Here is a 19173-nt window from a genome sequence, read left to right on the forward strand (position 1 = left end):
TAAACAGGGACTCTTATCAGAACTTGGGCCGGAGTTTATCAGTCGATCTAACTTTTCGGTGTGATCTCGCACACGTTCGTGAAATCCCTGAAATTGACTACCAAATAACATAATTGTATGAAGCTACCAACACATCAATACTCCCTGTCAGTTAGCAATTTTTCAGCAAGGCGGACAAGCCTGAGCTTTTAAGAGGACAAATTATGTATATTGGTATCGACTTAGGTACATCAGGTGTTAAGTCTATCGCAATGTCTCGTGCTGGAGACATTATTGCCTCTCAAACGGTAAAATTAACGGTGTCACGACCTCATATGCTTTGGTCAGAGCAAAACCCTATGGATTGGTGGAAAGCGACATGCGAATCAATTTCTGGTCTTTCGAGCCAAATCGACCTAGCTCAAGTCAAAGCTATCGGTCTATCTGGTCAAATGCATGGCGCTACATTGCTTGATGCGGATGGTGACATCATTCGCCCCGCAATTTTATGGAATGATGGCCGCTGTGAAGAAGAATGCCGTCAACTAGAAGCTGAGGTACCAAATAGCCGCTCGATAACTGGCAATATTATGATGCCAGGCTTTACAGCACCGAAGTTGAAATGGGTCGCTAACCATGAACCTGAACTATTTGCAGCAATAGACAAAGTGCTATTACCCAAAGATTATTTGCGATTCAAAATGACAGGAGATTTTGCCTCTGATATGTCTGACTCGGCAGGTACACTTTGGCTGGATGTCGAGAAACGTGATTGGAATGATGATCTACTTGCCGCAACTGGTTTGGCTCGTCGCCACATGCCAACATTATTTGAAGGTAACGAAATAACAGGCACCTTATCAAAAGAAATCGCTGAACAGTGGGGAATGGCACAAGTACCAGTGATTGCAGGTGGTGGTGACAATGCAGCAGGAGCTATTGGGGTAGGTATCATAAACCCTGGCCAAGCAATGTTATCCCTTGGTACATCAGGGGTTTACTTTGCAGTAAGCGAAAACTTTGTATCAAACCCTGAATCCGCTCTACACAGTTTTTGTCATGCTCTGCCAAGCACTTGTCATACGATGTCAGTAATCTTAAGCGCCGCATCTTGCTTACAATGGGTTGCAGATCTTACCGATTTTGATGATGTTGGCACTATGTTGGCTGAGGTAGAGAACAACGCAGACACCTCTTCAAGTGTTGTATTTCTACCTTATTTGTCAGGAGAGCGTACACCACATAACAACCCAAACGCCAAAGGTGTCTTTTTTGGCATGAGTCATACCACCACCAGACTTGAATTAGCTCAAGCCGTTCTCGAGGGTGTAGGCTTTGCCTTTGCCGATGGTTTTGATGCCCTTCATGTTACCAAAAACATACCAGATGAAGTCTCATTAATTGGCGGCGGTGCTAGAAGCCAGTTTTGGCGCCAAATGCTTGCTGATATTGTAGAGATGCCACTTGTTTATCGTGAAGGTGGAGATGTTGGCCCTGCATTGGGAGCGGCTCGTCTAGCTATCTTAGGTGTTGAACCAAATACAAGTTTAGACGATGTATGTCCTGTACCTAGGTTAGTACAAAGACATGAACCTAATATTGAAAAAGCCACCTATTACCGAGCTAAACGTAAAGTATTTCAATCACTTTATACTCGGCTTCAGGATTTATTCTAACTAAGCGTTTTTCATAGTCGCTTGGAAAGCATACGTCTTAACAACTTATTTTTTGTAAAGTTAAACATCGCCTGAGTTCTAGGCGATGTTCTTTCACCTATTTTCACACTAATACATTTAATTTAGTTTCAGCTCATGACTAGAGTGTGTTGACCTTTCGTGGTTAAATTTTGTTCGAGATGAAAGCGGTTTGCAAACCCACGAGCTTGCTTGCAACTCATTGCGCTTGTATTGTCCGTTTAAAACAACACATACTTAGAAAGGAATTCTATGTTCGAACAGGTCGTCAGCATTCTGTTTCCCGTTTTTGCATCTGTAAGATCTTTAAGCTCAACTTCAAAGCTTGGGCTCCGCCACACATGTTTCGCAATAGCGGCAACCTTGCGATTCCCCTGTTCACGTATACCTTTGGCGAAAGTGTCTTGGCCCCAGCAGTACTGCTGTTTGTGGTATCGGCGTGTGCTCATATCAGTGTGGGATTGGCGTTATTAAGCGACGGTAACCCAATCAAACAGATCTTCAAGATGCCAATATTCTTGGCAGCTTTATTAGCAATGACACTGAATTTGTCCGGTATTGCGGTGTGGAATCCAATCTACGAAGCCACATTACTGCTTGGGCAAGCTGCTGTCCCGATCATGCTTTTGTCACTGGGATCACAAATGGTCAACTTGAAGTTGAGCGGGTTAAAAGTCGGCTTGTGGTGTACGGCGCAATCGCTGCTGACTGGGGCTATCGCCTTTTCTATCATCGACTTCTTTATTCCTCTGCCAATGCTGCATTTACAAATGATGGTGCTGTTCACCATGCTGCCCTCTGCCGTGATGAACTATCTGTTTGCAGAAAGGTTCAATGTCGAGCCACCGAAAGTCGCGTCTATGGTGTTGTTCGGCAACTTCTTAAGCATTATCACGCTGCCTATCTTATTGTCGTTCGCACTGTCTTTGTCTAGCTAGTTGGTTATCGATATCACTCGCTCTTTATCTAGCGAGTGGTGGCAGATCGCCTCTGAGAACTCAGCCAAATCTAAAATTTGACATTGATAAGACACAATCTTGAATATTCAAAACAATAATGGTTTTCCACCGATATGAATGTGTTGCTAAAGCATTACTTTTGATAGGCCTTAACCATTGAAAAAAATAAGTTTATTAGATAAACAAGTACAAAACATGCCTGTAATTGAGAGCCAAGAACTCATGGTGCCTATTGACCCTAACGGCACAAAAATCATTCTCGATTATGATGTTGAACTCGGTTATGCAAACCAATTTATCGCAAGAGAAAGCGTCGTTAAACGACTCCGTGAGGCGTCACTTAGCTTACCGGAAGGGGTCTACCTCTCTGTAAAAGAGACATACAGACCAAAGTCTTTTCAACGCTTTATCTATAACCGCCGATTGATTAAACTGTTCTGCTCTGAAAAAAATGTGAGCCTGAACTCTCACCAGATTCATGAGACCACCGCCGAGTATATCGCTCCACCGAGTGTTGCTGGGCACCCGACAGGAGGAGCCGTCGACGTCTCTTTGGTTGATCGCCTAGGAAATGAAATTGATCTGGGCTGTCAATACGATGAAGATGCGGCTAGCTCAGCAGGAAGGTGCTATTCATTTTGTGATTCACTTGCAGACGACGTCGTTGAAAACAGAAAAATTCTATTCAAGTGCATGGAGCAAGCCGGGTTCATCAATTACCCATTTGAATGGTGGCATTGGTCATACGGCGACAAATACTGGGCTAGCTTGGTTGAAGCGCCACACGCAAGCTATTCCGCTATCGATTTATAGCCTTTGCCGCTGGTCACCGAGTCAACAGCTAACGCCAAAGTGTTAGCTGTCGCTCCAACACACAATTAAACTTCAGTTTGTTTCATTCAGAGACTGCAAATTTTCGTTGATTTTGAAGATAACAATATGCCCCCCCCCCTATTTCAAGATCAAAAACCCCGGCGATATGAGCCGGGGAAATAAGGTGAGATGAGTTTAAGTGAAAGCTTTATACTATTGCATCGTTACACTATTGAAGCGTAGCGCCTTGCTCTACCCAAGTGCCGATGAGGGCACGCTCTTCGTCGGTCATTTGAGTTAAGTTACCGAGCGGCATCACCTTGGTTGTGACGGTTTGCGCCACAATCCTTGGTACGTTGGCTTTGATCTCTTCTGGAGTATCCAGTATCACTCCGCCTGGCGCGACAGCAAAAGCAGCGTGGCTAGGCGTCGCAGAGTGACACACTGAACAACGCTCTTGAATGACTTGGTTAATTGCTTCAAAGCTAACGCCTGCCGATTGCATTGCGTGTGCTGGGGTGGTAGTCGTCATTGAAGCGGCATCGTTTGCAGCACGCTCTTCTGTCACCAATTCAGTCACGCTGATTTGCACTTCTTGAACCACTGGCGCTTGTACAACGGGGGGCATCTGCTTTTTCGCGTACGGTGACGTGACAAACGCGAGCGTGATCATCCCCAATGCCGCCACAGGAACTGCCCATGCAAACTTCTGACTGCCGTGACGGGTGTTGAAGTAGTGACGCACCAAAATGCTGAAAATCGAAAGCCCAGCAAGGATCAACCAGTTGTACTCCGAGCCATAAGTGCTTGGGAAATGATTACTGATCATGATGAACAGCACCGGCAGTGTCATGTAGTTGTTGTGACGAGAACGCAGTAAGCCCTTCGCTGGCAATGCCGGATCCGGTTCGCGCTTCTCTTCAATCGCTTTCACCAAGTTACGCTGCGCTGGCATGATCACACGAAACACGTTACCGACCATGATGGTACCAATGATCGCACCGACGTGGATGTAAGCACCGCGACCACTGAACACTTGGGTTAGGCCATAGGTCGCAGCAACGAGCAGCACAAACAGCACCACACCAAGCAGCACGGGGGTTTTACCCAGTGGCGAATCACACAGCAAATCATAGATAAACCAACCAGCGATGAATGAACCAATACCAATCGCGATGGCTGTGCTTGAATCAAGGCCAGAGCCCGGTGCAATCAGGTAAATCTCAGCGTTAAGGTAGTAAACCACGCCCAGCAGACACACACCGGTGATCCACGTGAAGTAAGCTTCCCATTTGAACCAGTGCAGATGCTCTGGCATTTCTGGTGGCGCGAGTTTGTACTTCTCTAGGTGATAAATACCACCGCCGTGAATTGCCCATAAGTCGCCTGAAAGGCCGGTTTTAGGATTGACTCGATTGAGGTTATTCTCTAACCAAACAAAGTAAAATGATGCGCCTATCCACGAAACACCTACAATCATGTGAATCCAGCGAATTGCTAAATTCAACCACTCTGTAATATGCGGATCCATAATAAACTCCTGTATCACAATGCTTTAGCTGTATCTGTAGTTAACCATCCGCTAAGCGTTGTTGTTCCTTATTGTTGTCAGTCGGTAGATCGTCCAAATGCAATGCCACGAGATCGCTATCGAAATACACTTCATCACAGTTGTGCCCTTCACCGCCTCTATCGACGATCAAGAACTGGTCTTGATCAGTAAGCGCGAGAACTGGGTGATGCCACACCCCTTTGTGATAGTTCACTCCTTGACGGCCGTTGCTCAAGAAAGCTCGGCTATTGGCTAACGTTGGGTTATCACCTTTTGGTGCAACAACAATTAAATAGGGTTGACCAAGTAATGGAATGAATGCCTGAGAGCCAAGTAGATGACGCTCTAACATTTTGATGGTCAGTGGGTAGCACAGCGGTGTGGCCTGGAAGATGCTGATGATCGCTTCTCCGTCTTGGTCTTGCACATCCGTTGTCGCTAGCTTGTGGTAGCGACGTGTTGATCCACTGTTGATCATGAAAAAATCACTATTATCGGACTCGATAACATCGCCAAACTCAGCAAAAGCCTGCTTGGTTAACGGTTCGATGGCTAAACGGCGCATTCCATTACTCATACTCATTTCCTCAGCTATTTCGCTTTGGTACCAAACAGACGCAAACGGCTGATACCACCATCTGGGAAGATGTTTGCACGTACGTGGGTAATCGCACCAAGGTCGTTAACCTCAGAAATGAATTCGTGAATTTCGTTGGCTTGCAGCTTTTGTGCAGGTAACAGTTCACGCCAAAATAGGCTTTGTGTTTCCACTTGGTCGTCGGTACCACCCTTCACGTAAGCCGCTTGAATTGAGCAGCTGTCTGGGTAGTTACCTTTGAAGTGAGCCGTATCAACGACGATGCGTTCAATGTTACCTGGATGGCCTAGTGCCACAATAACCCAGTCATTACCCGGTGTACGACGACGTGCTGTTTCCCAACCATCACCCATGTTTTCACCGCGACCTGGGCCTAAGATGTTGGCTTTGTTACCGTAGTGCTCATCGCTACATGCGAGTGCTCGGCCACCGTGTTCAACGGCCGCTAGGTCGACTTGTTGCTGAGAATCTATTGCGTCCCAATCCACGCTTGGTCGGCCATAAACACGCAAGCGTGCGACACCACCATCTGGGTAGATGTTCAAACGTAGGTGCGTAAAGACTTGGTCGCTTTCAATATCTTCAAGATGATGATAGTCACCTTGCAGAGCCATTGAAGGCAGAATTTCTTGCCACTCTGTTGAATCAGTTGGCTCACCTTGTGGTGAATAACACGCGTCAATGGATGCCGAAGGTGGGAAGTTACCGGTGAAGAATGAGGTATCAATATCAACGCCAGCAATGGTGCCAGCTAGGCCAAGGCGAACGACACAGTAGTCATAACCTTCGCTGCGTTTGCGTCGACTTTCCCAACCGTCCATCCACTTGCCGTTATCGTCGTATACGTCGTCTTTCCACTCTGGTGCGGCGTGGCTGAGTAGACGGCTTTTATCGGCGAAAAAATCGTCGGTTGCGAAGATAGCTTCTGCGCCAAGTTTTTCGTCTGCAAGGTTTATGTACTGTTCAAATTTATGGGTCATGTCCGTGTAATCCTATCCAATTAATCAAGTAATAATAAAATGAGAACTTAGTGGCTTATTCGCTTATAAAGCGTGCTCTTAGCGCACTAAGACTGGGCTGAGATAGCTGTTAACTCCGTTAACTTACATATCCCAGAGACGAAACATCGCGATCTTGTTGATCTCTTGAATCGCCGTAGCAAACTCAGTTTCACTATCATTTCCTAATCGCATCTCGAACGACTCAAGAATTTGGTAACGATTGGCTCCCTTCACCGCCATGATAAAAGGGAAATTGAAGCGACTTTTGTAGCTGTTGTTGTAAGAAGTGAATTTTTCAAATTCTTCGGCGCTGCATTGGTCAATACCCGCCCCCGCTTGTTCTTTGGTCGACGACTCTGTGAGCTCGCCGTTTACTGCTGCTCGACCAGCTAAATCCGGGTGAGCGTTGATCAAAGCCAACTGTTTGCCTTGGTCGGCATTTAACAAGGTTGATGCCATTTTTAGATGAAGATTCTCGATATGATCATCTTCAGCATTCAAACCTTGGTCATACACCGCTTCAGCAACCCATGGGCTGTGTTCGTAAACATCAGCAAAGTGCGCGACAAAAGTGTCACGGTCCATGGTGGTTGGTTGGCAAGATCGAAATTCAGTCACGTTAAGCCTCCTTGCTTCACTGTTGCTGTTCATAATGGTGATGATGAGCGTTATTTGCTTGATAAGGATGGTGCTGATGCCAATGGTTGGCGATATCGATTCGACGACATAACCACACACTGTCGTGCTGTTTGACGTAATCTAAGAAGCGTCTCAATGCAGCAATCCGACCGGGACGACCAATAAGACGACAATGCAGTCCAACCGACATCATTTTCGGTGCAGTTTCACCTTCCATATAAAGGGTGTCAAAAGTGTCTTTTAAATACTGGAAGAATTGCTCACCAGAGTTGAAGCCTTGCGCCGTTGAAAAACGCATATCGTTCACATCAAGTGTGTAAGGGATCACTAGCTGTGGATGACCGGTTTCAGTGTGCCAATAAGGCAGGTCATCGTCATAGGCATCTGAATCGTAAAGAAAGCCGCCCTCTTCTGCTACTAAACGGCGCGTGTTCGGCCCTGTGCGACCTGTGTACCAACCTTGCGGACGTTGACCCGTCACCTGTTGGATGATCTCGATCGCTTTGGTCATATGATCGCGCTCTTGTAACTCATCCATGTATTGATAGTCAATCCAGCGATAGCCGTGGCTACAGATCTCATGCCCTGCCTCGACCATGGCTTTAGCCACGTCTGGGTGACGCTCAATAGCCATTGCGACAGCAAAGACGGTCAGTGGAATGTCATATTCATCGAACAAGCGAAGTACACGCCATACACCCGCTCGGCTACCATACTCATAGATGGATTCCATGCTGATGTGACGCTCGCCTTTGATCGGCTGCGCGGAGGGGATCTCTGACAAAAAAGCTTCTGACTCTTCGTCGCCATGCAGCACACAACGCTCACCACCCTCTTCATAGTTCAAGACAAAAGACACCGCGACGCGCGCATTACCTGGCCATTGAGGGTTGGGCGGGTTAGCGCCATAACCGATCAAATTTCTTGAATAATCCTTATCCATCCAAGTACTCCTAACATAAGTGGTTGGCTTAGCTGCTTTTCACTGGTTCATCAAATGAGTCAGCCAATGGGTTTACCCAAAATATAGCAACCTCGCCCTTGTGCTTTTATTGTATACAATTATTTATCTTAATGTAAAGATTTTGTTGATTAAGTTGATTTAATACAAATTTACCCCATAAAAACAATACCTTAATTATTTAACCAGACGATAAATAACAATAATCAGCTCATTAAAGGCAAGATAAAGCCACTATAAATTCAACATTTACCCAACAATTGACTTTACTAATTGTATACAGTTCGTACATAGTTAGTATTAACAAACTGACCCGTTGCAGCTATATAGGGTTGAATGGCACAGATAAACCACGCAACAAAGGAGCGCCAACAGCGCGATTAAAGGACTATGGGAAGATTAACAACACACGTATTAGACACCACACACGGCTTACCCGGCGCAGAGATCAAAGTCGAGCTCTTTAAGGTCACCGATGACTCGGTTGAAAAGCTGACAACCGTGACCACCAACTCAGACGGTCGAACCGATGCACCGATTTTGGCTGGCAGTGATTTCCAACCGGGAAAATATCAATTGGTGTTCTACGTCGCGGATTACTACCAAAGCAAAGGCGTAGAGCTTGATGGGATACCCTTCCTCGATGATGTGGTGATTCGTTTTGGTTTAGACGACTCAGACGCACACTATCACGTTCCCCTACTCGTCTCGCCTTACAGCTTCTCGACCTATCGGGGCAGTTAGTCCCGAGAGCAAGCTTTGAGAACAAAGAAAGAAAACGGGCCCCCTCGCTAACGTAAACCAATTTCCACTGAATTAGGGAATGGTGAGAACATTGAACGTTTTAACACCCTTGATTCGAATGTATCTTTCAACAACAAATACCAAATAAAGACCCTCTTCCCTGAAAAGGCTGAGATGGCTAAGGACTACTATGAATGGAAACCATCTGGATTAAGAATCCTCTCGCAATCTACACTGGATCACTCGCTGATGCAGGAGGCGGCATTGTCATTAAAGGTAATACAATCATTGAGCTGGTTGGCAAACACAAAGAGCCGACCTTACCCGTAGATTACAGCGTCGACGCCTCCCGTCATGTTGTGACTCCTGGGCTTATCAATGCGCACCACCACTTCTATCAAACCCTAACGCGTGCCTACCCCGGCGCACTCAATAAAGAGCTCTTCCATTGGCTACAAAGCCTCTACCCGGTTTGGGCTAACCTCGATTCTGAGATGATGAGCCTCGCTACAGAGTTGGCGCTGGTTGAGCTGATGATGTCCGGCTGTACCACAGCGTCAGACCATCATTATTTGTTGCCAAACGGGCTTGAGCACGCTATTGATTTACAAGTCGAAGCGGCAGAGAAGCTAGGCGTGAGAGCGATATTTACGCGTGGCTCAATGAGCTTAGGGGAAGATGAAGGGGGGCTACCTCCAAGACACACCATTCAAACCGAACAAACCATCATTGATGACAGTGAACGCTTGATTCGTGATTACCACCAGCGTGATGAAGGGGCGATGATTCAAATTGCACTCGCGCCTTGTTCGCCGTTCTCGGTCACTACAGACCTGATGAAAGAGACCGCCAAGATCAGTGAGCGTGAAAACGTAATGATGCACACTCACCTATGCGAAACGCTCGATGAAGAGGACTTCTGTATCGAGAAGTTTGGCCTACGCCCTGTCGACTACCTAGAAGATGTAGGCTGGCTCAACGAACGCACTTGGCTTGCTCATGGTATTCACTTTAATCCAGAAGAGATCAAGCGTTTGGGTAAAGCCAGGATAGGCATCAGCCACTGCCCAACCTCCAACATGATGTTGGCTTCCGGTATTTGTAAGAACAACGATCTTGAAGCCGCTGGCGTAAAAGTCGGGCTGGGTGTCGATGGTTCGGCCTCAAACGACGGTTCGAACATGATTGCCGAAGTGCGTATGGCGATGTATCTACAACGTCTGCAATATGGCTCTGCCAATGTTTCACACTTCGATGCACTGCGCTGGGCGACATCAGGCTCTGCACGCGCAATGGGCAGAACCGACATTGGTACGCTAGAGGTCGGCAAACAAGCCGACATCGCGATGTTCAAACTCGACGACATTCGTTTCTCTGGTAGCCACGATCCACTGGCAGCATTACTACTTTGTGGTGCTCAACAAGCGGATAAAGTGATGGTAGCCGGAAAATGGCGAGTTAACGATGGTGCCGTGATTGGCGTAGACATGGAACAACTGATGCACCGCCACCACGCTGCTGCAATGAAACTTGGTAAATTAGCGATGAATAATTAGGGCGTGTTGATCTTTCGAGCTGATTTTTGCAGCGAGTTGCTGGGTATTTATACAAGGCAGTGGCGTCGATGTGTAGCTAGCCTACATGAGAAGCCGATAACGTAGTAGAAATGACCAGCAAACGCTGCCCGAAGGGTTCGGCTAAAAGCGTTTTACTCTTTGTTGAGGGAGATTTGCTTAGAGTGACTAGGCTACTTCCCCCTCGCCGCGATTAAAACGCTTTTATCTCGAACGAAATTTAACCACGAAAGATCAACACGCCCTAGATACACTCTATCTTAACTGGAAAAACAAAGAAGGCCGACATGATGTCGGCCGACAGCTTTCTGAGCAGATTACACGTTTCAAGCATTAGCTTCTGACATTCATCAAAGTGAAGCTCCTCTATTACTAAATAGGGGCATCATGTTTCGCCCCCCACTCCCAATTAGTTTAAAGGCCTAGCGTAAACGCTAGACCTTTAAACTTTTTCTTTACCAATTTACAGTCCTTGATGAGTTTTAAATGATATCGAGGATGATGGCCTCTAGCTTATCCAGACCTTCACTTAATACTTCAGACTCAATGGTCAACGGTGGCAACAAGCGGATCACGTTGGCTTTTACACCACACGAAAGCAGAATAAGACCATTCTCTTGTGCTTTCGCTATCACCGCTTTGGTTAAGTCCTGCAATGGTTTGCCTGATTCTGGATCCGTAAATTCAATTGCCATCATCGCTCCAGTGGTACGTATTTCACCAATAGCTGGAACCGATTCCTGTAGCTTGCTCATACGAGCATTCACAACCTCACCAATGCCCATTGCTTTAGCACACAATTGCTCTTCTTCGATAATTTTTAGGACTTCTAAACCAGCCACACAACCCAACGGAGAGCCAGCGTAAGTACCACCTAAGCCACCTGGCAATGCCGAATCCATAACACCGGCTTTTCCCACTACCGCAGAGATAGGGAAACCACCCGCAATACCTTTTGCCATTGTGATCATGTCGGGTTCAATACCCAGATATTCAGTTGCAAACATTTTACCCGTGCGCGCAAAGCCCGTTTGGATCTCATCCGCTATCAACATAATGCCGTGCTTATCACACAACGCACGCAAGCCTTGCGCAAAATCAGCTGGCGCTTGATAGAAGCCGCCTTCTCCCTGCACTGGTTCGAAGATAATTGCGGCCACGCGAGATGGTTCTATGTCGCAGGCGAACAAGTCATCTAACGCTTGTAGGCTTTGCTCTGTGCTAACACCGTGAAACGCATTTGGGTATGGTGCGTGGAATATTTCATTGGGGAACGGGCCAAAGCCTGCCTTATAAGGAGCCACTTTACCCGTTAGCCCCATGGTCATATTAGTGCGGCCGTGGAAGCCACCTTTAAAAGCAATCACACCACTGCGGCCAGTATGAACTCTCGCTACTTTCACAGCATTCTCAACCGCTTCAGCTCCTGTTGTCAGGAAAATCGCTTTTTTATCGCTGTCACCGGGAGCCAGCTGCGTGAGCTTTTCTGCCAGTTCAACAAAAGAGGCGTACGGCGTCACCATGGCACAGGTATGGGAGAAGTTATCGATCTGAGCCTTAACCGCCTCATTGATACGCTGATTGGCATGTCCCGTATTGGTTACCGCAATGCCTGCTGCAAAATCAATGTACTTGTTGCCATCGACATCCCATACATGGGCGTTCTCTGCTTTCTCAACATACAGTGGATACAGTGCGCCCATACCTTGAGCGATGACTTGGCTTCTTCTTTGGTGTAGTTGTTGATTTGTCATTGTCATGTCCTTTGATTAATTGCCGCCAAAGCAGAGATATTTAATATCCATGTATTCATCGATACCTTGTTTTGCCCCTTCACGTCCGATACCGGACTGCTTAACTCCACCGAAAGGAGCTACCTCGGTAGAGATCATACCTTCGTTAATTCCTACCATGCCGTATTCCAACGCTTCTGCTATCTTCCATACACGGTGAATATTTTGGCTATAGAAGTAAGACGCTAAGCCATAGATAGTGTCATTAGCCATTTCGATAAGCTGTTGGTCATCATCAAATCTGATCACCGGAGCGACTGGGCCAAAGATCTCTTGCGAGACAATATCCATATCATGCGTAACGTTTTTGAGAACGACAGGTTGCATGAATAGACCATCAAGAGTTTTCGGCTCAGTAACTGGTTTCGCGCCCTGTTCGATTGCACCGTCAATGAGGGACTGAATACCTTGTTTTGCTGATTCGCTTATTACCGGACCAACATTTACACCCTCTTCTAGACCATTGCCTACTTTAAGCTGCTGCACTGCTGCATCGAATTTTTCAACAAACTTATCGTACACCTTGTTATGTACATAAAAACGGTTAGCGCAGACGCAGGTTTGACCGGCATTACGAAACTTAGATGCCATTGCACCAAGCACAGCCGCATCAATATCTGCATCATCAAATACGATAAATGGTGCATTTCCACCAAGCTCCATTGACGTTCGCTTGATGTCGTTTGCACTTTGCTGCATCAGCACTCTTCCAACTTGCGTAGAGCCCGTGAAAGAGAGCTTACGAATCAGAGGATGTGAGGTAAAAATACCGCCAACTTGACGAGAATTCGCTCCCAATACCACTTGCAGTACATCACGAGGAATGCCCGCTTGATATGCTAGCTCAGCTACAGCAAAAGCAGATAACGGTGTGGATTCAGACGGCTTCACAATAAAACTACAGCCGGCTGCAAGTGCTGGACCTGCCTTACGAGTTATCATTGCAATTGGAAAATTCCACGGAGTAATCGCACAAGCTACTCCAATAGGTTGTTTAATCGTAACAAGGCGTTTGTCGCTACTTGGCGCTGGGATTGTCTCACCATAGGTACGCTTCGCTTCTTCAGCAAACCACTCGATAAAGCTTGCGCCGTACAACACTTCACCTTGTGCTTCTGCCCATGGTTTGCCTTGCTCTAACGTCATCAGGCGACCTAGATCTTCCTTGTTTTCAAGTAACAACTGATACCATTTTTGTAGCAAACCAGAACGGGTTTTGGCTGGCAGCAAAGCCCACTCTTTTTGCGCTACGCTTGCACGCGAGACACCATCTAAAATGTCATGTTCAGATGACACTGGTGCATAACCAAGTATTTCACCCGTCGCGGGGTTACTTACAGCAATACCTTGGTCTTGATTTAGCACCATAAACGACAGCAATGATTGATTTGTAATTTGTTGCATGGTGATTCCTTTTGACAGCTTTACCTTGGCGTCTACTGATAGTTACCCTACCAAGCAGAAACCAATATCTCATTGTTTTTATAATGATTTTCTTAAGCAGGGATCTGCTGAGTAATGCAGTGGATGTTACCTCCACCAAGCAAAACCTCACGCGTTGGTATACCAACGACTTGATGTTCAGGCATCGCTTGCTGCAATATTTTTATTGCCTGCTCGTCAGTTCTATCATCGAGCAATGGCAAAAACACATAGCCATTCGCGATAAGAAAGTTGGCATAAGAAGCACTTAACCTTTCCCCTGCATCACGTGTCATTCCGTCACTTTTATCAATTCCGCTGGCTTCTGCTTCGCTATAGTGCAAAGGCCCTGGCAACGGTAAACGGATGATTTCAATCTCTCGACCTTTAGCATCAGATTGATCTTTTAACACTTGTTCCGCCTGACGAGATAATGCGAATTGTGGGTCTGAAGGATCATCAGTCCAACTCAATACCACTTTCCCCGGGGCAATCACATGCATCAAATTATCAACATGTCCGTCAGTTTCATCATCGAATAGTCCTTTAGGCAGCCAAATGACCTTTTCAATACCCAGATATTCTTTGAGATGTGTTTCTATCTGTTGTTGATTCAACTCAGGGTTGCGTCCCGGACTAAGCAAACACTCTTCTGTTGTATAGAGCGTACCTTCGCCATCGGTATGTATTGAGCCCCCCTCTAAAACGAATGGGGCGTTGTAGTGATCAATCCCGATAATGTCACATACTGAGCTAGCCACTAGGTCGTCCTGCTGCCAGTTTTCATAGAGGCCATTATAGTCACCACCCCAAGCGTTAAACTGCCAGTTGATTCCACGACGCTCGCCGTCTTGATTCACCAACACTGTGGGCCCAATATCACGCATCCACGCATCATTGAATGGGATTTCAACAAGCCGAATGTCTGAATGAAGCAATGCTCTCGCCTTATCAAATTGCTTCGCACTCACGGCGACACAAACCTTAGTCACCTCTGCTATCGCATTCGCAATGCTAGCGAATGTTTGCTGGGCAGGAAGGGCGTTATCACGCCAATTGTCTCGTCTTTCTGGCCAAGCCAACCAAACTTCTTCAATAGGATGAAACTCAGCTGGAAAGTAGAACCCATCTTGCAGTGGTGTTGTCGATAACTGCATAGTCTGCCCCTTTAAACTGCTAGTTTGCCCACAGAGCCATATAGATCTGGGCGGCGGTCACGGAACAACCCCCACGAGTGACGCGCTTGAGCCGTTGCGGCTAAATCAATCTCCGCGTAAATGATAGCTTCCTCATCACGTGGCGCTTCTGCCAACTTGCCACCAGTATGATCGGTAATAAAAGAGGAACCGTAGAATGTGGTTTCAATGCCATCATCACACTCTGTGCCTACGCGATTAGACGCAATCACAGGAACCAAGTTTGCGGCGGAATGGCCTTGCATAGTGCGTTGCCAGTGATCACGAGAATCTAAAGTTGGATCTTGTGGTTCGCTGCCAATAGCGGTTGGGTAAAAAATGGCTTCTGCACCGTGTAACGCTAAGCTACGAGCAAGCTCAGGAAACCATTGATCCCAGCAAATACCAGCGCCGAACTTACCAAACTGGGTTTGCCAGACTTTGAAACCAGTATCTCCAGGACTAAAATAGTATTTTTCGCTATAACCCGGACCATCCGGGATGTGTGATTTGCGGTAGTTATCTAGCACAGTGCCATCGGCATCAATCATCACTAATGAGTTAAAGAAGGTATTGCCCGCTTTTTCAAAATAACTAACTGGAATCACGACCCCGAGTTCTTTTGCCAATGCACTCATCTCTGTTATCAACAGACAGTTGTCTACTTCCTCGGCCAACTCAAAATACTTAGCTTCTTGCTTCTTACAAAAGTAAGGGGCAGCGAACAATTCCTGCGGCAAAACCACATTGGCACCGTTACTCGCAGCTTCACGAATCGCTTGCTTAGCTTTATTTAGGTTATCTTCCAGATCCCAGCTTTTGGTCAGTTGCAGGGCCGCGAATTTTACTACTCTACTCATTGGGTGTTCCTTATCGTCCGGTTAGATAGCCAGCTTATCTCTTAGGTTGTAATACGCTGCGCCAACTGCTGTGAATGGTATTTGGAAGTGACGTCCACCAGGGAAGGCGTAGTGCTTGAGTTGTGCGAAGGCATCAAATCGTTCGGCATGCCCTGTTAAGGCTTCTGCCAATAGCTTGCCAGCCAAGTGAGTACAGGTAACTCCATGGCCACTGTAGCCTTGCAAATAATAAATATTGTCGTCGAATGCGCCGAACTGCGGCATACGTGAATAGGTAAGTAAGAAGTTACCAGTCCATGTGTAATCAATCTTGATACCTTTAAGCTGTGGGAAAATACCTTCTAGCTTAGGACGAATCAGAGATTCAATGTCTTGAGGGTCACGAGCGCCATAAACCACCCCACCCCCAAACAACAAGCGTTTGTCGGCACTCAATCGGAAATAGTCCAGTAAGTAATTACAGTCTTCAACGCAGTAGTCACTTGGTAAAACCTGTTTTAGTTGCTCATCGGTAAGCGGCTCTGTCGCCACGACTTGAGTTCCACATGGGATCGCTTTGTTACTGATATTTGGAGCCAACCCACCTAAGTAGGCGTTGCCAGCTAACACCAAATATTTACTCTTCACACTACCGCTCGCTGTTCTTGCAACAGGATTCGCGCCTTTTTCAATGGACGTTACCGCTGATTGTTCAAAAATTTGACCACCAAGAGAAACAAATGCTGCGGCTTCCCCCAATGCGAGTTTAAGCGGATGAATGTGCCCACCACGCATATCAAGCAAGCCACCGGTGTAAGCTTGAGTACCAACCGCCTCTTCTACTTGGCTAGCATCCAACATGGTGAGCTGGTCATTGCCATATCGCTCCCAGTTTTTCTTATGATGCTCTAAGCCTTTTAACTGCTTTTTGTTTAGCGCGGTAAATAGGCCACCGCGTTTGTGGTCACACTCAATATCGTATTTTTCGATTAGGCCACGAATGACATCTCCGCCTTCGAAAATCATGTCACACAAGGCTTTAGCTTGGGATTGGTCGTAACGGCTTTCTATCACATCAACATCTCGACTGTAACTATTGACGATCTGTCCACCATTACGACCAGTTGCTCCAAAACCGACTTTGGCACTCTCTAGTACCACTACATTAAAACCTTTCTCTGCTAAATGAAGAGCTGAAGATAAACCTGAAAACCCAGCCCCGACCACACACACATCACACTCAATGTTGTCTTGCAGTTGTGGGAACTCTGGCATGTTCGGGATAGAGTGAGCGTAAAACGAATCCGTATGCTTATTCATAGTGATATTCCTTTATTAATCATCAGCAGGCTAAGGGTGAAGGCGAATCCAAGTCGTTTTGGTTTCGGTGAATTTTTCGATGGCGTGCAGTGACTTATCACGGCCATTACCACTCATTTTGAACCCACCAAAAGGGACGGTCATATCACCTTCGTTGTAGTTGTTCACCCAAACAGAACCTGCTTGAAGCTGTTTAGCTACGCGGTGTACGCGGTTAATGTTATCGCTCCAAAGCGCCGCACCTAAACCGTATTTTGAGTCATTGGCGATTGCGACTGCTTCCGCTTCATCTTTAAATGAAATAACACAAAGTACAGGACCAAATATCTCTTCCTGAGCGACACGTATTTTATTGTCAACGTTATCAAGAATGGTCGGCTCAACAAATGCGCCTTTGCCTTCAACATCACCACCACAACGAAGAACTGCACCTTCCGCTTGGCCAAGCTCTATATATTCAAGCACTTTTGATTTGTGACCTTGATCGATGAGCGCTCCCATCGAAGATGAGGTGTCCATTGGGTCTTTCGGCCTAAAGGATTGAGCCGCAGAAATGACTTTATCAACAAAGCGATCTTTGATGCTTTCGTGCACCAATAAACGAGTTGCAGCGACACAGACTTCGCCTTGGTTATAGAAGCAACCACCAGCGGTTTCTGCGGCTGCACGATCTAGGTCTTCGCAGTCTTCAAATACGATATTGGCATTCTTACCACCAGCCTCGGCAAACACACGCTTAAGATTGGTTTCACCAGAACGAACCATTAATTGACCAGCAATACGAGTAGACCCCGTAAATGCAATACAGTCTACGTCATGGTGTTTCGCTAAAGCATCACCGGCTTCATGGCCAAAACCTGTAACGACTTGAAAAACGCCACGTGGTAAGCCGGCTTGATTGGCAAGTTGACCAATATAAATAGCAGTGAGAGAAGATTTTTCAGAGGGTTTCAGAATAACGCTATTACCTGCAGCTAATGCAGGGCCAAGTTTCCAGCAAGCTAACCACAATGGAAAGTTCCATGGAACTACCGCTGCAACAACACCGATAGCTTGATGAGAAACAAAGGCATGTACATCTTGTTCAGTTGGCGCGACTTCCCCATACACTTTATCGATGGCTTCTGCATACCAACGCAGTGCGCTTGCAGCACCAGGAATATCGGTTGAAACGCTGTGGCTGATTGGTTTACCCGTATCTAGGGTTTCCAGCAACGCAAGTTCTTCACGATGTTGGTCAATCAGCGTTGCAAATTGGCTGAGTACCGCTTTGCGATATGACGGAGCACTGTTGCTCCATTCACCAGAAAGGAAAGCTTGACGAGCACATGTTACCGCAAGCTCAACATCTTCTTCTTGGCAACGAGCTATCTGGGTCAGTGTCTCGTCGGTAGCCGGATTAACAACATCTAGAGTTTTTCCACTGATAGCTGCGCTATATTCGCCATTAATAAAGGCACGATTTTCGATGTTTAGATTGTTTTTCAGTTCAATCCATTGTTCTTGGGTTTTCATACGCTCTCCTTGTTATCACAACAAGGCAAGGCCCACTTAGAATGTGGTTGGCGTATGCGCGCTTATCATTCGACAAGCCTTGTCTGTGTGATTTGTAAACTTGTGCGGCTGCGTCGTATCAATAATGTACGATTCACCTTGTTTAAGGACAAAAGATTGCTCTTTGTATTCCAGAGTGATTTCGCCCTCTAAAATAGTGCCGATCTCTTCGCCTTCATGTTTAATTTCCGCCGCACCCGTTGTGCCGTGGGGGGCATACTCTTCAATCAAAAATCCAATTACCTGTTCTTTGCTGCCGTTGGTTACCAGTTTCATTGAAACCGACTCACTGCCCATTTCAACCAACTCTTCAGGCGCAACGACAACCTTCACTTCGTCGCTTTTGGGTTGTTCAAGTGTGAAAAACTCCGAAAGAGATAAAGAAAAAACATTCACTATTTTTTGCAACGAACTCACCGAAGGGCTTACCTTCGCATTCTCAATCGAAGAGATCGCGCTATGTGTAATACCTGCTCGTTCAGCTAATTCTCGTTGTGACAATCCATGTTCTTTTCTTAATCGAACAATATTTTTACCAATCTCTTGGTTGTCCATG

Annotated in this window: 16 protein-coding genes and 1 pseudogene; 5 read left to right on the plus strand and 12 right to left on the minus strand. The window is 46.4% G+C overall.

What is annotated here, in order from left to right; all coding sequences use genetic code 11:
• Positions 1-203: 203 nt before the first annotated feature.
• The 3 genes and pseudogenes from xylB (at position 204) to Q1A70_RS01580 (ending at position 3445) form a co-directional block, all read left to right on the plus strand.
• Positions 204-1655, plus strand: a complete 1452-nt coding sequence (gene xylB, locus Q1A70_RS01570; protein WP_299686364.1) for a xylulokinase — start codon at positions 204-206, stop codon at positions 1653-1655.
• Between the two features lie 311 nt (positions 1656-1966).
• Positions 1967-2611 (plus strand): annotated as a pseudogene (locus Q1A70_RS01575) (AEC family transporter); the annotation flags it as partial.
• Between the two features lie 177 nt (positions 2612-2788).
• Positions 2789-3445: a M15 family metallopeptidase gene (locus Q1A70_RS01580; protein WP_299686363.1), complete on the plus strand. Its 657-nt coding sequence runs from the start codon at positions 2789-2791 to the stop codon at positions 3443-3445.
• Positions 3446-3674: 229 nt separating this feature from the next.
• On the opposite strand, the gene Q1A70_RS01585 is transcribed toward Q1A70_RS01580, so the two are convergent.
• The 5 genes from Q1A70_RS01585 to puuE form a co-directional block, all read right to left on the minus strand.
• Positions 3675-4976 carry a urate hydroxylase PuuD gene (locus Q1A70_RS01585; RefSeq protein ID WP_299686362.1) on the minus strand — a complete coding sequence of 434 codons (1302 nt, stop codon included), beginning with the start codon at positions 4974-4976 and terminating at the stop codon, positions 3675-3677.
• Positions 4977-5016: 40 nt separating this feature from the next.
• On the minus strand, positions 5017-5574 hold the full coding sequence (locus Q1A70_RS01590) for an ureidoglycolate lyase (protein ID WP_299686361.1): 558 nt from the start codon (positions 5572-5574) through the stop codon (positions 5017-5019).
• Between the two features lie 14 nt (positions 5575-5588).
• The gene (alc, locus tag Q1A70_RS01595) at positions 5589-6575 is read right to left on the minus strand and encodes an allantoicase (protein ID WP_299686360.1); all 987 of its coding nucleotides are present in this window, start codon (positions 6573-6575) and stop codon (positions 5589-5591) included.
• Positions 6576-6698: 123 nt separating this feature from the next.
• Entirely contained in the window at positions 6699-7214 is a 516-nt protein-coding gene (gene uraD / locus Q1A70_RS01600) for a 2-oxo-4-hydroxy-4-carboxy-5-ureidoimidazoline decarboxylase (RefSeq protein ID WP_061033009.1), read from the minus strand.
• A gap of 16 nt (positions 7215-7230) precedes the next feature.
• Positions 7231-8178: an allantoinase PuuE gene (gene puuE / locus Q1A70_RS01605; RefSeq protein WP_299686359.1), complete on the minus strand. Its 948-nt coding sequence runs from the start codon at positions 8176-8178 to the stop codon at positions 7231-7233.
• A 408-nt stretch (positions 8179-8586) separates the two neighbouring features.
• On the opposite strand from puuE, the gene uraH reads away from it, so the two are divergent.
• Entirely contained in the window at positions 8587-8940 is a 354-nt protein-coding gene (gene uraH, locus Q1A70_RS01610; RefSeq protein WP_299686358.1) for a hydroxyisourate hydrolase, read from the plus strand.
• A gap of 194 nt (positions 8941-9134) precedes the next feature.
• Complete coding sequence (locus Q1A70_RS01615; RefSeq protein ID WP_299686357.1) at positions 9135-10496, plus strand: 8-oxoguanine deaminase; 1362 nt, start codon at positions 9135-9137, stop codon at positions 10494-10496.
• Between the two features lie 500 nt (positions 10497-10996).
• Here the strand turns inward: Q1A70_RS01615 and gabT are convergent, their stop codons facing one another.
• The 7 genes from gabT to puuR all read right to left on the minus strand — a co-directional run bounded on the left by gabT (position 10997) and on the right by puuR (position 19172).
• The gene (gene gabT, locus Q1A70_RS01620) at positions 10997-12268 is read right to left on the minus strand and encodes a 4-aminobutyrate--2-oxoglutarate transaminase (protein ID WP_299686355.1); all 1272 of its coding nucleotides are present in this window, start codon (positions 12266-12268) and stop codon (positions 10997-10999) included.
• Between the two features lie 15 nt (positions 12269-12283).
• Positions 12284-13711, minus strand: coding sequence for an NAD-dependent succinate-semialdehyde dehydrogenase (locus tag Q1A70_RS01625; RefSeq protein ID WP_299686353.1), 1428 nt, complete (start codon positions 13709-13711; stop codon positions 12284-12286).
• A 92-nt stretch (positions 13712-13803) separates the two neighbouring features.
• Positions 13804-14886: an agmatine deiminase gene (gene aguA, locus Q1A70_RS01630; protein ID WP_299686351.1), complete on the minus strand. Its 1083-nt coding sequence runs from the start codon at positions 14884-14886 to the stop codon at positions 13804-13806.
• An 11-nt stretch (positions 14887-14897) separates the two neighbouring features.
• Entirely contained in the window at positions 14898-15764 is an 867-nt protein-coding gene (gene aguB, locus Q1A70_RS01635) for an N-carbamoylputrescine amidase (protein WP_017067340.1), read from the minus strand.
• A gap of 21 nt (positions 15765-15785) precedes the next feature.
• Complete coding sequence (locus Q1A70_RS01640; protein ID WP_299686347.1) at positions 15786-17063, minus strand: FAD-binding oxidoreductase; 1278 nt, start codon at positions 17061-17063, stop codon at positions 15786-15788.
• A gap of 30 nt (positions 17064-17093) precedes the next feature.
• Entirely contained in the window at positions 17094-18578 is a 1485-nt protein-coding gene (locus Q1A70_RS01645; RefSeq protein WP_299686345.1) for an aldehyde dehydrogenase, read from the minus strand.
• Between the two features lie 36 nt (positions 18579-18614).
• A complete protein-coding gene (gene puuR / locus Q1A70_RS01650; protein ID WP_017065011.1) occupies positions 18615-19172 on the minus strand; it encodes an HTH-type transcriptional regulator PuuR in 558 nt (185 codons plus the stop codon).
• Position 19173: the final 1 nt, after the last annotated feature.

Origin of the sequence: uncultured Vibrio sp., from assembly GCF_947488985.1 — a bacterium.
In the GTDB taxonomy this organism is placed as follows: domain Bacteria; phylum Pseudomonadota; class Gammaproteobacteria; order Enterobacterales; family Vibrionaceae; genus Vibrio.

Coding starts and splice junctions, on each gene's coding strand:
- xylB (WP_299686364.1), top strand. CDS start 204: ATGTATATTGGTATCGACTTAGGTACATCAGGTGTTAAGTCTATCGCA.
- Q1A70_RS01625 (WP_299686353.1), bottom strand. CDS start 13,711: ATGCAACAAATTACAAATCAATCATTGCTGTCGTTTATGGTGCTAAAT.
- aguB (WP_017067340.1), bottom strand. CDS start 15,764: ATGAGTAGAGTAGTAAAATTCGCGGCCCTGCAACTGACCAAAAGCTGG.
- aguA (WP_299686351.1), bottom strand. CDS start 14,886: ATGCAGTTATCGACAACACCACTGCAAGATGGGTTCTACTTTCCAGCT.
- gabT (WP_299686355.1), bottom strand. CDS start 12,268: ATGACAAATCAACAACTACACCAAAGAAGAAGCCAAGTCATCGCTCAA.
- puuE (WP_299686359.1), bottom strand. CDS start 8,178: ATGGATAAGGATTATTCAAGAAATTTGATCGGTTATGGCGCTAACCCG.
- Q1A70_RS01645 (WP_299686345.1), bottom strand. CDS start 18,578: ATGAAAACCCAAGAACAATGGATTGAACTGAAAAACAATCTAAACATC.
- alc (WP_299686360.1), bottom strand. CDS start 6,575: ATGACCCATAAATTTGAACAGTACATAAACCTTGCAGACGAAAAACTT.
- Q1A70_RS01585 (WP_299686362.1), bottom strand. CDS start 4,976: ATGGATCCGCATATTACAGAGTGGTTGAATTTAGCAATTCGCTGGATT.
- uraH (WP_299686358.1), top strand. CDS start 8,587: ATGGGAAGATTAACAACACACGTATTAGACACCACACACGGCTTACCC.
- Q1A70_RS01590 (WP_299686361.1), bottom strand. CDS start 5,574: ATGAGTAATGGAATGCGCCGTTTAGCCATCGAACCGTTAACCAAGCAG.
- puuR (WP_017065011.1), bottom strand. CDS start 19,172: ATGGACAACCAAGAGATTGGTAAAAATATTGTTCGATTAAGAAAAGAA.
- Q1A70_RS01615 (WP_299686357.1), top strand. CDS start 9,135: ATGGAAACCATCTGGATTAAGAATCCTCTCGCAATCTACACTGGATCA.
- Q1A70_RS01640 (WP_299686347.1), bottom strand. CDS start 17,063: ATGAATAAGCATACGGATTCGTTTTACGCTCACTCTATCCCGAACATG.